7 protein-coding genes are annotated in these 13,957 nt (G+C 40.8%); 6 read left to right on the forward strand and 1 reads right to left on the reverse strand.

Going from position 1 to position 13,957, the window contains the following annotated elements; all coding sequences use genetic code 11:
- Nucleotides 1–72 precede the first annotated feature (72 nt).
- Entirely contained in the window at nucleotides 73–2,106 is a 2,034-nt protein-coding gene (gene metG / locus KTV93_RS10265) for a methionine--tRNA ligase (protein WP_218248858.1), read from the reverse strand.
- Nucleotides 2,107–2,441: 335 nt separating this feature from the next.
- On the opposite strand from metG, the gene KTV93_RS10270 reads away from it, so the two are divergent.
- The 6 genes from KTV93_RS10270 (at nucleotide 2,442) to KTV93_RS10295 (ending at nucleotide 13,935) form a co-directional block, all read left to right on the forward strand.
- A complete protein-coding gene (locus KTV93_RS10270) occupies nucleotides 2,442–5,306 on the forward strand; it encodes a SusC/RagA family TonB-linked outer membrane protein (RefSeq protein WP_218248860.1) in 2,865 nt (954 codons plus the stop codon).
- Nucleotides 5,307–5,317: 11 nt separating this feature from the next.
- Nucleotides 5,318–6,880, forward strand: a complete 1,563-nt coding sequence (locus KTV93_RS10275; RefSeq protein ID WP_218248861.1) for a RagB/SusD family nutrient uptake outer membrane protein — start codon at nucleotides 5,318–5,320, stop codon at nucleotides 6,878–6,880.
- A gap of 18 nt (nucleotides 6,881–6,898) precedes the next feature.
- Nucleotides 6,899–8,029: a SusE domain-containing protein gene (locus KTV93_RS10280; protein ID WP_218248863.1), complete on the forward strand. Its 1,131-nt coding sequence runs from the start codon at nucleotides 6,899–6,901 to the stop codon at nucleotides 8,027–8,029.
- Nucleotides 8,030–8,067: 38 nt separating this feature from the next.
- The gene (locus KTV93_RS10285; protein ID WP_218248864.1) at nucleotides 8,068–9,498 is read left to right on the forward strand and encodes a SusE domain-containing protein; all 1,431 of its coding nucleotides are present in this window, start codon (nucleotides 8,068–8,070) and stop codon (nucleotides 9,496–9,498) included.
- Nucleotides 9,499–9,636: 138 nt separating this feature from the next.
- Complete coding sequence (locus tag KTV93_RS10290; RefSeq protein WP_218248865.1) at nucleotides 9,637–11,793, forward strand: glycoside hydrolase family 97 protein; 2,157 nt, start codon at nucleotides 9,637–9,639, stop codon at nucleotides 11,791–11,793.
- 243 nt (nucleotides 11,794–12,036) lie between these two features.
- Nucleotides 12,037–13,935, forward strand: coding sequence for a glycoside hydrolase family 13 protein (locus KTV93_RS10295; protein WP_218248866.1), 1,899 nt, complete (start codon nucleotides 12,037–12,039; stop codon nucleotides 13,933–13,935).
- The last annotated feature ends 22 nt before the right edge of the window (nucleotides 13,936–13,957 follow it).

Raw genomic sequence — 13,957 nt, forward strand, 5'->3', positions numbered from 1 at the left:
GTTGCTGAATTGGTTTTACTAAAAAAGACGCACTTTTCTGTGCGTCTTAAATTTTTCTAAAAAAGATTTGTTTTATCCGATTTCTATACCGTTTTCTACGGTTTCGTCCGGCGTTACAAAAACAAGTTTTCCTTCTGCATTGTTGGTCAAAAGCAGCATTCCCTGAGATTCTATTCCGCGGATTTTTCTTGGGGCAAGATTTAATAAGATCATTACCTGTTTACCGATGCATTCTTCAGGAGTGAAACTTTCGGCAACTCCGGAAACTACAGTTCTTACGTCCACGCCCGTATCAACGCTGAATTTTAACAGTTTATCTGCTTTTTCCACTTTTTCAGCGGTAAGAATTGTTGCTGTTCTTAAATCTATTTTGGTGAAATCATCAAACTGAATTTCGTCTTTCATGGGGTTTGCTTTAGGATTAGTTTTTTTATTGGATTCTTTTGTGTTCTCCAGTTTCTGAATCTGGAAATCAATCGTTTCATCTTCAATTTTTGAAAATAACAGTTCTGCAGGATTGATTTGGTGACCGGTTTTAATCAAAACTTTTTCATTCTGAATTTCTTTCCAACCGAGTTGCGAAACATTAAACATTTTCTGCAGTTTGTCAGCGCTGAATGGCATAAACGGCTCGCATACCTGTGCTAAACCCACAGCAATCTGTGCGGCTACAAACAGCGAGTTTGCCGCTTTTTCTGGATGGTCTTTAATGGTTTTCCAAGGTTCTTCGGTCTGCAGATACTGGTTTCCAAATCTTGCCAAATTCATCATTGCTGATAAAGCGTTTCTGAATTCATAATTCTCAAGGAAATTTTCGATTTCAGTGGCCGCTTTGGTGATTTCTTCAAGTTCCGGAGCGCTTGCATCGCCTGCAGGAACAATTCCGTCGTAATATTTGTGAATCAGCACGGCAACTCTGTTGATGAAGTTTCCGAAAATCCCCACCAATTCTGAATTGTTTTTGGTCTGGAAATCCTTCCAGGTGAAGTTATTGTCTTTGGTTTCCGGTGCGGAAGAAAGTAAAGCGTAGCGCAAAACATCCTGTTGGCCCGGGAATTCTTCGACATATTCGTGTGCCCAAACCGCCCAGTTTCGGGAGGTTGAAATTTTATCGTTTTCAAGATTCAAAAACTCAAAGGCAGGAACATTCGTCGGCATAATATAATCGCCGTGCGCTTTCATCATCGCCGGAAAAATAATGCAGTGGAAAACGATGTTGTCTTTACCGATGAAGTGAACAAGGTCGGAATTTTCATTCTGCCAGTAATCTTTCCAGTTTTTGCCGGTTCTTTCTGCCCATTCCTGGGTAAAAGAAATGTAGCCGATCGGTGCATCAAACCAAACATAAAGCACCTTTCCCTCGGCATCAGGCAAAGGAACGGGAACGCCCCAGTTGAGATCACGCGTCATTGCTCTCGGTTTCAAACCGTCGTTCAGCCAGGATTTTACCTGACCATAAACATTGGGTTTCCAGTCGTCTTTATGACCTTCGATAATCCATTCGTTCAGGAAGTTTTCGTAATCATTTAAAGGAAGATACCAGTTTTTAGTTTCCTTTAAAATGGGCACATTTCCGCTGAGCATTGATTTCGGATTGAGTAACTCTGAAGGTGAAAGGGTAGAGCCACATTTTTCGCACTGATCACCGTAAGCACCGTCGTTACCGCAATTCGGGCAGGTTCCCACAATGTAACGGTCGGCGAGAAATTCACCCGCCTGTTCATCGAAATACTGTGCTGAAACTTCTTCGGTAAATTTTTCTTTATGATATAATGTAGAGAAGAAATCCTGACTTACTTCGTAATGTTTTTTGGAAGTGGTGCGTGAATATTCATCGAAAGAAATTCCGAGATCGGCAAAAGATTTTTTTATGATTCCGTGATACTTGTCTACAATATCCTGCGGTGTAACACCTTCTTTTTTTGCTCTTATGGTAATTGGAATACCGTGTTCATCGGAACCGCAGATAAATGCTACGTCTTTTCCGAGGCGTCTCTGTATTCTTGCGTATACATCGGCAGGGATGTAAACCCCTGCCAAATGGCCAATATGTACCGGCCCGTTCGCATAAGGCAAAGCCGCCGTAATCATCGTTCTTTCTGACATGCTATATTATAATTTATGCAAAGATACGGGTTATGACGTTTAATTGGAAATTTTGGGGATTTATTGAAGGATTCGGAATCATTAGTCCATCAATTTGATAAACAAATGTTTAACTTTATGTTAAAGTTTATACTCTCATATGTGAGACAATAGGAATGGTAAGTAATTGTAAAGTAGGTGTTTAAGAAATATAAGGTCTTTTAATATATGATAAATCTCAGATATAATTAACAATATTATGATAATTTTAATAATAGTTGAATTTTTGTTTAAATTGCAGTGCTTCTTCAAAGGAGCTGTTATGTATTGAATATTAATCCTTAAATTTTATTTTTGTGAGAAACTATACTAAAGTTTTGAAAATTGCTCCGGCTTTTTTATTGGCGGGAACAATGCTACACGCACAAACTACGGATTCGGTTAAAACTGCCGATATTGAGCAGGTTGTACTGATTGGTTATGGTGCCAAGAAAAAATCTGATCTTACAGGTTCTGTTACAGCTGTTTCCGAGAAAGATTTTAACAAAGGAGCAATCGTGTCGGCAGATCAGTTGCTTACAGGTAAAGCGCCAGGTGTTAGAATCACCAACGAAGGAGGATCGCCAGACTCGAAACCGAACATCCGAATCCGTGGTGGGGCATCGCTGAACGCGCAAAATAACCCATTGATCGTTATTGACGGCGTGCCACTTGATTCTAGTAACCCAGCTGGTGTCGGAAACCCACTGAACCTAATTAACCCCAATGACATTGAATCTTTCTCAATCCTGAAAGATGCTTCGGCGACCGCTATTTATGGTTCAAGAGCATCCAATGGTGTAATTATTATTACGACTAAGAAGGGTGGCGGCAAACTGAAAGTCGGTTTCAGTACCAACGTTTCCGTAGGTGAGGTAACGAAGAATCTTGACGTGATGGATTCCTCACATTTTGTAGATTACATCAAGACTAATTTCCCTCAGTACAGTTGGAGACTCGGCGTAGGTGGTGATAAAAATAATCCAACTGAAACGGGTACTATCTATAACACCAACTGGCAGGATGAAGTTTTCAGAACTACAGTTTCTACAGATAATAACGTAAGCCTTGCAGGAACACTATGGAATGCTCTTCCAATCAGAGTATCTATGGGGTATAACCGCACAGAGGGTGTAGTGCGTACGAGTGATTATGAGCGTTTCACTGAAGCGATTAAACTTACGCCAACGTTCTTCGACAAACATTTAAAAATTGATTTGAACTTAAAAGGTTCTCATTCTAAGTTTAATGCGGTAGATGCAGGTGCAGCTATTGGAGGAGCGGTAAATATGGATCCTACAAAACCAGTTTATGTTTCACAAACCGGTCTTACGGGTAGCCCCTATAACCGATTTGGAGGTTATTTTCAAAACACAGAATTTTCAGGCGGCCAGTATAGAACTTTAGGGCAAACAAACCCGCTTGCTGTTCTATTGCAAAGAAATTCACCACAGAAAGTAGATAAATTGCTAGGAAACGTAGAATTCGACTACAAAATGCATTTCCTGCCTGAACTTCGTGCGATATTGAATTTGGGTGTTGAAACTTCAAGCTCTGACCTAAGTACTGTTTTTGCAGATAATGCAATACAGACTTACAGAACGCCAAGTGGATCGCAGTTCCCCAACGATTATATCTTCAACCCCGGTGTAGATTATGCGGAGCATCAGGATATCTTCAACAAAACGATGGATGCTTATCTGGTTTACAACACAAAAGTTTCGGATTTCCTTACGAACTTCCTTATTCAAGGTGGATACTCATATCAGAATTTTAAGAACGAAGGTTATAAAGACAAATATATTTATCACGAAACAACAGGAGTTCGTACACCGTTCGTAGATAATGACCTCAATCCTACAAATGCTTATTACAATGAATTGAACTTGCAGTCATTTATTGCAAGATCAAATATTGATATCTTAAACCGTTATTTATTTACTCTTACTTTCCGTGCGGATGCTTCGTCCCTGTTCAAGAAAGATCAGCGGTGGGGTTATTTCCCTGCAGTAGGTTTCGCCTGGAAAATGAATGAAGAGAGTTTCCTGCGTGATGCAGACGCTGTACGCGAACTGAAGCTTAGACTTGGTTGGGGAAAAACCGGACAACAGGATATTACAGGTCTCGTTGGTTTTTATCCGTCAAGGCCCCTATTCGCATTGGGTAGTTCTAATGCACAGTATTTCCCTGGAATCGGTACTTACAGTGCGCTTCCGTTTAACGAAAATCTTACTTGGGAAACAACCACTACCATTAATGCAGGTTTAGATTTCGGATTCTTCCGTGGAAATCTGCTGACAGGTAGCTTTGATATCTACGAAAGAAAAACAACGGATCTTCTTTTGTGGACTCCTCTTGCCCCAGGCCAGGGTCTTACAAACCAGTTTGTTGACAATGTAGGTGAAATGACCAACCGAGGTGCTGAAATGAACCTTACAGTAACGCCGGTGAAGAACAGCCAGGTAACTTGGAGTATTTCCGGAAATGCTGCGTACAACTTAGGGGAGGTGACCAACCTGAAAAATGTCGAAAGTATTGCCGCTTCAGACAGTGGTCTGCCAGTAGGTACAGGTGTAAGCCTTGCGTACCATCCGGTGAGTGGGCAGCCTTATTCAGCTTGGGTATTCCAGCAGGTTTATGATAACAATGGAAATGCGATGCAGGGTGTTGTGATCGACAGAAACGGTGATGGTGTAATCAATAATGATGACCGTTATTATGAAGCGTTAAGACCGAACTGGACTTATGGTTTCAGTACTTCACTTAATTACCAAAACTGGGATTTCAGCGCTAATTTCCGTGGACAGGTAGGTGGTAAAGTTTATAACGCCAGAAAAATGTCTCAAGGATTCCGCGAGTATGCAGTTCCACAGAACTCCAACTCTCTGAATAACGTGTTGACTTTTGCTGAAAATACGCCGTTCACTAACCTAACGGACCAGGTAATTTTCTCAGATTATTTCCTAGAAGATGCTACATTCCTGCGTTTGGACAATGCAACAGTGGGATATTTATTCAAAGATCTATTTAATTCTACTGACCTGCGCGTTTACGGTTCTGTAAGTAATGCATTTGTAATTACCAAGTATGAAGGTTTGGATCCGGAAAACTTTAACGCGATCGACAATAATTTTTATCCAAGACCACGAACTTATACCATTGGTTTAAACTTTAATTTTTAAATAAAACAAAAATGAAAAATATTAAATTCAAATTATTGGCTTTTGCAGCAGTAGTGATGCTGTCCACGCAGTCCTGTCTCCGGGATCTGGACACTGAGCCAAAATATGATATGACTTTGGACTATATACTTCAACAGGATCCTAAAGCAGTGGAAGGAATGCTGTCCCGTCTTTATGCAAGTTTCGCGCTTTCCAGTGTTAAAGGTCCTGGTGAATCTGACATCTCCGGTGCTGACCCGGGAGAGTCGCCATTTATCCGCGGACTGGTGAATCTTCAGGATTTTACAGCAGACGGAATGAAAAACCGTTGGGGTGATAACGGTCTTGATCAGTTGACTACTACGAGCAACTGGACAGACAATAATAAATTTTTTAAATACGCTTACGACAGAATTTATTATACCGTTCCTCAGGCAACTAACCTTATCCTTATTATGAAGAGCGATAACGTTAAATATGAGAATAAGGATCAGGTAGTGAGTGAGCTTCGCTTTTTACGAGCACTTTCTTATTATTATCTTATTGATCTTTTTGGTAAAGGTGTTTTGGTAAACGATGAAACTTTCAATACAAGTACACCGCTTCCCGAGGCTTCAAGAACTGAACTGTTCACTTTTGTTGAATCTGAACTTAAAGATATCGAAGGAAAACTTCCTGCCCAAAATTCTTATGCACGTGCAAACAAATCCGCGGCAAGAATGCTATTGGCTAAACTTTATCTGAATGCTGAAGTTTATACAGGAACTCCGAGATATAATGATGCAGCCGCATATATTAGTAAAGTAATTAGTGAAGGTGGATATCAGTTGGAAGGAAACTTCCGCAAGAATTTCTCTGCTGACAACAATACTTCGAAAGAGATTATCTTCCCACTTATAGCTGACGCTGCAAGCAGCCAGAGTTTCGGTAACACTACTTACATCGTTAATGGAAGCATCAGTACGGATACCATGACGCCTGCAGATTTTGGCGCGACAGATGGTTGGGCTGGTCACCGGGCAACTAAAGCATGGTATGGTTTATTTGCAGGTTCCGCAGCTGGTCTTCAGAGCAGTACTGACGTACGTGCAAAGCTTTTCTGGTCAACAGGTCACAATTGGGAGATGAATGATTATAAAACTTGGACTGACGGTTTCCCTTCAGACAAATTCTGGAACAAAAATTCTGATGGTAGTGGGAGCGCAACAAGTTTCTCTTCTACAGATTTCCCTCTGTTCCGTTTGAGTGATGCTTATCTAATTTATGCTGAATGTGCGATTCGTGGCGCGGCAGGTACTTCAATGGGGCAGGCAATCACTTATTTCAACCAGGTTCGTACAAGAGCTGGAGCTCCAGTTGTTTCTGTTCTTTCACTTGACGAAGTTTTAAATGAAAGAGGCCGTGAACTCGGTTTAGAAGGTGTGCGTCGTCAGGATCTTATCCGTTTCGGAAAATTTACAGGAGGTTCTTATCTCTGGCCTTGGAAAGGTGGTGTGAAGAACGGTGCTGCAATTTCAGACAACTACAAATTGTTTCCTATTCCTAGTACTGCGCTTCAGGCGAATCCAAATCTGACCCAAAATCCAGGTTACTAACTTTAATTTAATTCAATAATGAAAACCAATAATTTATATAAAATACTTCTTGCAGTGCTGGTCTTTTTCGGCATTACAGCCTGCGAGGACCGGGAACTGATTATGGTAGAAAATCAATCAGCTCCTATTGTGATGGATCTTTCGGCTTCTACACTTTTTCTAGATCAGAATTTTCCGGCTAATCCGGCGCTCACGGTCACATGGACAGCAGCAACATACTCCGTTCCAACTGAAATTCGCTATAAAGTAGAAGCTTCTGTTGATGAAAAATTCACCACCCCGTTAGAACTTGCCAATGTAGCTGAATCCAGCAATACGGTAACTTTCACTGTAGATGAAATGAACAAGTCAGCGATTACTTTAGGTATGTCACCGGCAGTATCGTCAAAAATGTATTTAAGAGTTGTATCTTACTTAGGAACTGGTCAAATGATGTCCGCCATTTCTAATGTAACCTCACTACAGATTACGCCTTATGTGCTTTCTTATCCTGATTTTTATCTTGTAGGGGGTGCCACTGCTGTGGACTGGAATGCCGGAGCAGCACAGATTCTTTATAAAGATGCTAATCTCTCTTATATCTATACTTATCTGAAGCCAGGAAATTTCCGTTTCCTTGGTCAGCAAGACTGGAATCCTACAAATTACAGTCTTAATGATCCTGGCATCAAAGAAAATTATAGATATTTCAACCAGTGGCCTGCAACCATTGCACCAGACACTGCTGAGCAGGAAAATATGATTTTCTCTGGTGCAGAAGGTATATATAAAATTACCATTAACGCTGCCGCTGATAAAAAGACATTGGATATTGTTCCAGCTTCTGTTTTTGGTTTTAACTATGAGACGGTTTATTTGGTTGGAAGCATTGCAGGAAACAACTGGACCCCTGAAAATGGAGTTGAAATGACGAAAACAGCTGATGGCGTTTACGAGTTCACTACCACGATTGAAAATGGTACTGAATTTAAGATCCTCGGGCAAAAATCTTGGGGAGACCTTGACTGGGGTAATATCGGTGGAAACGGTAATACCGGATTCCTTGGCCCAAAAGGAGATAACGGAAACATCAAATTTGATGGTGGCGGATCTGAATACAAGATTACTGTGAATATCAAGAGAGGAACTTACAGCATAGTAAAGATCTAAAAACATCGTTATAAGTTTATTTAAATAACTGAAACAAAATGAAAAATATATTTAAAATTTTTATGGTGCTATTTCTGCCATTAATTCTTCTGAATTCCTGCAGAAACGATGCTGACAGAGACTGGACGACTCCAGAGCCGTCCTTTACCCTTAAAAATACTTCGCTGGATGCAGCAGTGCTTTATCCAACGATGGAAAACAACCCGTATGTCCTTGTTTGGGATGCAGCTCCGGGCACAGGTGCTTACACCGTAGTAGTTTCTTCCAAAGAAGACTTTTCCACTAAAGCAACTTTAGGTACTTCTGAAAGTACTACCCTAAAAACAACAGTAGGAAACTTGAATACTGCGATGCTACAGGCAGGAATCAACCCATATGCTCCTCAAAAAGTTTATGTAAGAGTAGAACGTGGAGCGGCTGTTTCAAATGCGATTAGCTTTACAGTTACTCCATATCCTTCGGCTGTCCCTGTAATTACAAAACCAACCGCTGGTCAGGCGATCTTGCTAGATGCTGCTGCACCATTAGGGAATGCAGTTACGGTTATGTGGACTGATTACACTTACGGCGTAGACGTAAATTATACGGTGGAAGTTGCTCCAAAAGGGTCAACAGCATTTGCTTCTTTAGGAACAGTGAAGAACGAAAAAGAACTTCCCGTGTCAAACTTTACACTGAATAATGCAGCAATAGGTGCAGGTTTAACCGCTGGTATAGCAACAGATGTTGACGTTCGCGTTACTGCCAAAACGGAATCTACTGGTGGGGTAATCACTAAGGTTTCAAATGTTGTAAGCTTTAAACTGACTCCATACACTCCTGCATTTGTAGATTTCTATCTAGTAGGTGGCGGTACCGCTGTAGGCTGGAATGCTGGTGGCTCGCAACTCCTGAAAAACACCAATGAAGTTTCAGAGATTTATACCTACCTTGAACAGAACGGAGAATTCAGATTTTTGGGTCAGCAGGACTGGGGTCCAACTAACTACAGTTTAAACGCTTCAGGAATTAATGATTCTTATAAGTATTTTAATACTTGGTCAACTAATTTGGAACCTTCTGGAAACGAAAACATGAAGTTTACCGGGAACTCAGGAATGTATAAAATTACCATCAATCAAAACTCAAGAGACATTACCGTTACGCCATCATCAGTACCTACTTTGCCAACCAATGTTTATTTGGTAGGTTCAATTCAGGGATGGAATGCCGGTGCAGCGATCGAAATGACTCAGGTAGGCGATGGTGTTTTTGAGCACACGATTGTAATTCCGGATGGTGCCGAATTCAAATTCCTTGGTCAGCAGGACTGGTCTGGAATGGAGTGGGGAAATATCCATACTGGTGGAAACTCTGGTTTCTTAGGACCGAATGGTGACAATAACAACATCCAATACAATGGAGGTGGAAATACCTATGTGATTACCGCTAACATAAAACTGGGAGTTTATAAACTTACCCCTCAATAAATTTAATTCCCCGGAATTTTAAAAAAAAACTGTTGCTTTTAGCAGCAGTTTTTTTTGTTTTTAAAGGGGCAATTGATTGCTCAAAAAGTTGGTTATTTCTATCATTTTCTCTAAATTTATTGATTCGAAAATTATCGTATGAAAAACATAAAAATATCTGCACTTTTCCTGTTGATGGGAAGTTTCGCACTTAACGCACAGTCTCTGAAATCTCCTGATGGTAAATTTGAAATGAATTTTCAGCTGAAAAGCGGAGTTCCGTTTTACAATCTGAAATATGATGGAAAAACCGTTGTTGAAGATTCGAAATTAGGGTTAAGACTTTTAAGAGATGGCGACATTCAGTTTGCTTCCGAAATTGAAAATAAGGACCAGAAAGGAAAAAACCTCGACAGTGGTTTTACCAAAACCGGAGAAAAATTCGATTCCAAAAACGAATCCTGGGATCCGATTATGGGTGAGAAAAAATCCTACATCAATCATTATAACGAACTGGCTGTAACTTTAAATCAGGATGCAAACGACAGACATATTATTGTTAAATTCAGATTGTTTAATGATGGTTTAGGTTTCAGATATGAATTCCCGGAGCAGAAAAACCTGAATTATTTTATCATCAAAGAAGAAGATTCCGAAATCGATCTTCCAACCGATATGAAAGCGTGGTGGCTAGCGGGCGATTACGATTCTCAGGAATACCAGACGCAGACCACAAACCTTTCTGAGATTCCTGCAAAATGGCCAACTTCGTATGATGGAAATGCTTCTCAGTCTTTAATTAAGAATGCTGTTCAAACTCCTTTAATGCTTAAAAAAGAAGGAAAAGATCAGCTGTATGTCAATATTTCTGAGGCTGCGGTGATCAATTATCCGGCTTCAAATTTAGAACTTGATGCTGCGAATTTTAAATTCAAAACTCATTTAACACCAGATGCACAGGGCGCGAAAGGATATATCCAAACACCTGCAGTTTCTCCGTGGAGAACAATTATCGTCTCGCCAAAAGCCGAAGAGGTTTTAGATTCGAAAATGATTTTCAATCTGAACGAACCTACGCAGTACACCGACACTTCTTACATCAAGCCCACGAAATACATGGGTGTTTGGTGGGAAATGATCATCGGAAAATCAAACTGGTCGTATTCAACCGCTAATAATGTTCACATCGGAAAAACTGATTTTTCTAAACTGACGCCGAACGGAAAACACGCGGCAAATAACACCAAAGTCAAAGAGTACATCGATTTCGCTTCAGCACATGGCTTCGACGCATTGCTCATCGAAGGCTGGAACACAGGCTGGGAAGACTGGTTCGGCCACAGCAAAGAATTTGTTTTCGATTTCATCACGCCTTATCCCGATTTCGACATCAAGATGCTGAATGATTATGCCCACTCAAAAGGAATGAAACTCATGATGCACCACGAAACTTCCGGCTCTGCCACCAACTACGAAAGATGGGCCGACAAAGCTTTCCAGCTGATGAACAAATACGATTATCCGTCTGTGAAAACCGGTTATGTTGGGAATATTATTCCCCGTGGCGAACATCATTACTCACAGTGGACGATTAACCATTATTTAAGAATCGCAGAGAAGGCCAACGAGTATAAAATCATGGTCAACTCTCACGAATCTGTTCGTCCTACAGGTTTAAGCAGAACCTATCCGAACTGGATCGCTGCTGAGGCTGCTCGTGGAACAGAATTCGAAGCATTTGGCGGAAATAATCCGGATCATCAGACCATTCTTCCGTTCACCAGATTTATGGGAGGACCGATGGATTATACACCTGGAATATTCCAAACCAAACTAGATTATTATTTCCCCGGCGATACAAGATTTGTGAAAACAACTTTGGTGAAGCAAATGGCACTGTATGTCGTGATGTATTCTCCGCTCCAGATGGCGGCAGATTTGCCTGAAAATTACGCGAAACATTTAGATGCGTTCCAGTTCATCAAGGACGTTGCGGTAGATTGGGATGATACCAAAATTCTTTCAGCAGAACCTGGCGATTATATCCACACAGCCAGAAAAGCAAAAGGCAAAGATGAGTGGTATATCGGCGGAATTACCGATGAAAACGCAAGAAATTACACCGTAGATTTCTCCTTCCTGCCAAAAGGTAAGAAGTACGAAGCCACTGTATATGCCGATGGCGACGATGCAGATTACATCAACAATCCTCAATCGTATAAGATTTACAAAAAGACGGTTACCAGCAAATCGAAATTGCCTATGAAACTCGCTAGAAGTGGCGGTTATGCGATTTCAGTGAAGCCTGTAAAATAATTTTAGGGGCTTTTTGGCAGTGTCAAAAAGCCTTTTTTATTTTTTTATTTGAAGCTTTATCCCGCTGTCCGCTGTATCTTTTTTGGTGATTTCGCCCCCGCGAAAATCACCAAAAAAGGATGCCGCTTCCATCGGGGCTAGTTACAAAAGGGTGAAAATTTGCGCTCGCTTCGCTCGCGCCTTCAAAATTTTACCTTGTCAAGGTTTTAAATCTTGTCAAGGTTCTTTCTAAAACTAATTATTATGAAAAAATTATCAGCACTTTTTCTGTTCATTTCCCTCTTCGGCTTTGCCCAAATCCAGAAAGTAGAACCCGCCTTCTGGTGGAAAGGAATGAAGAATCCGGAACTCCAAATTCTGGTGTACGGAAAAGACATTTCAAAATATTCGGTAGAATTATCCAATAGTATTCAGGTCAAAGACCTTACGAAAACCGAAAACCCAAACTACGTTTTCATCACGGTAAATACCGATGAAATCAACACTTCTTCCTTTAAGATTAATTTTAAAGAAAAGAATAAAGTAAGATATTCTTACAATTACGAACTGAAGAACAGAAAACCCGGTTCAGCCGATAGAAATTCATTCACTTCAAAAGACGTAATGTATTTAATCATGCCGGACAGGTTTGCCAACGGAGATCCATCCAATGATTCGCAGAAAAACCTTACGGATAAAGCAAACAGAAGTGCTCCAAACGGAAGACACGGCGGCGATCTGCGCGGAATCATCAATAACCTGGATTATCTGAAAAACCTTGGCGCAACTGCACTTTGGTTAACTCCGGCAAATGAAGACAACGAAAAACAGACTTCCTATCACGGTTATGCGCAGACCGATTTATACAAAATCGACGGCCGTTACGGAACCAACGAAGAATACGTGGAGCTTTCGCGCGAACTACAGAAACGCGGCATGATGCTCATTCAGGATTATGTGACCAATCATTGGGGAATTTCTCACTGGCTTATTCAGGATTTACCGACAAAAGACTGGATTCATCAGTTCGCGGATGGTGAAGGAAAGTACGGTTTCAAACGTTCCAACTACAGAACCACTTCACAGTTCGACACCAATGTAGCTGAAATAGACAAAAAAGAAGCATTGAACGGCTGGTTCGATACCACGATGCCCGACTTAAATCAGAGCAATCCTTTGGTTTTAAAATATCTTACCCAAAACGCCATCTGGTGGATTGAATATGCTGAACTCGGCGGTTTACGCGTTGACACTTATCCGTACAACGACAAAGTAGCGATGGCAAAATGGGCAAAAGCAATTACTGATGAATATCCTAAATTTAATATTGTCGGCGAAGCCTGGATGTATAATCCGGCGCACGTTTCGTACTGGCAGAAAGATTCTAAAATCGGTGAGATTGACGGTTATAACTCCAATCTTCCGTCAGTGATGGATTTTACGCTCTATACAGATCTTCCCTCAGCTTTGAAAGAAGAGGAGAGCTGGGACAAAGGAATGATTAAAATTTACAATTCCTTCGGCAACGATTTCCTGTATCCCGACATCAACAATATTCTGGTGTTTTTCGAAAATCACGATACAGAAAGATTAAACGAAATCTTCAACGGAGATTCGCGCTATTACAAAATGGCTATGACATTGATCTCCACCGTACGTGGAATTCCGCAGATTTATTACGGGTCAGAAATCGGTATGCGTGGCGAAAAATCCAAAGGTGATGCCGATATCAGAAGAGATTTTCCGGGCGGCTGGAAAGGTGATCCACAAAATGCTTTCAACCCTGCAACCCAAACTGCAGAACAGAAAGATTTCCATGATTTTACCCAGAAAGTTTTAACCTGGAGAAAAGGAAAAGACGTGATCCACACCGGAAAAACAAAACATTACATGCCGAAAGACAAGGTGTATGTTTATTTCCGTTACAACGAGCCGGTTGGGACAAGTCGCGAATTGTCTAAAAAGAACGCCGCCAATGAAAAAGTAATGGTCGTAATCAACAACAACGAAAAAGAACAGACTTTCGATCTGAGCCGCTTTGCCGAATCATTAGAAGGAGTTTCTACGGGAAAGGATATTATTTCCGGAAAAGATTTTGTGGTGACTTCGAAAAATAAATTGACGGTTTCAGGAAAATCTTCTTTAATTTTAGAACTTAATTAATAAGCACCTTTAAAAATTATTG

The organism is Kaistella faecalis (assembly GCF_019195395.1).
GTDB lineage: Bacteria > Bacteroidota > Bacteroidia > Flavobacteriales > Weeksellaceae > Kaistella > Kaistella faecalis.

Bases quoted from the DNA above. Each gene is read 5' to 3' on its own strand.
- KTV93_RS10285 (WP_218248864.1), top strand. From the start codon at position 8,068: ATGAAAAATATATTTAAAATTTTTATGGTGCTATTTCTGCCATTAATT.
- KTV93_RS10280 (WP_218248863.1), top strand. From the start codon at position 6,899: ATGAAAACCAATAATTTATATAAAATACTTCTTGCAGTGCTGGTCTTT.
- KTV93_RS10295 (WP_218248866.1), top strand. From the start codon at position 12,037: ATGAAAAAATTATCAGCACTTTTTCTGTTCATTTCCCTCTTCGGCTTT.
- KTV93_RS10290 (WP_218248865.1), top strand. From the start codon at position 9,637: ATGAAAAACATAAAAATATCTGCACTTTTCCTGTTGATGGGAAGTTTC.
- KTV93_RS10275 (WP_218248861.1), top strand. From the start codon at position 5,318: ATGAAAAATATTAAATTCAAATTATTGGCTTTTGCAGCAGTAGTGATG.
- metG (WP_218248858.1), bottom strand. From the start codon at position 2,106: ATGTCAGAAAGAACGATGATTACGGCGGCTTTGCCTTATGCGAACGGG.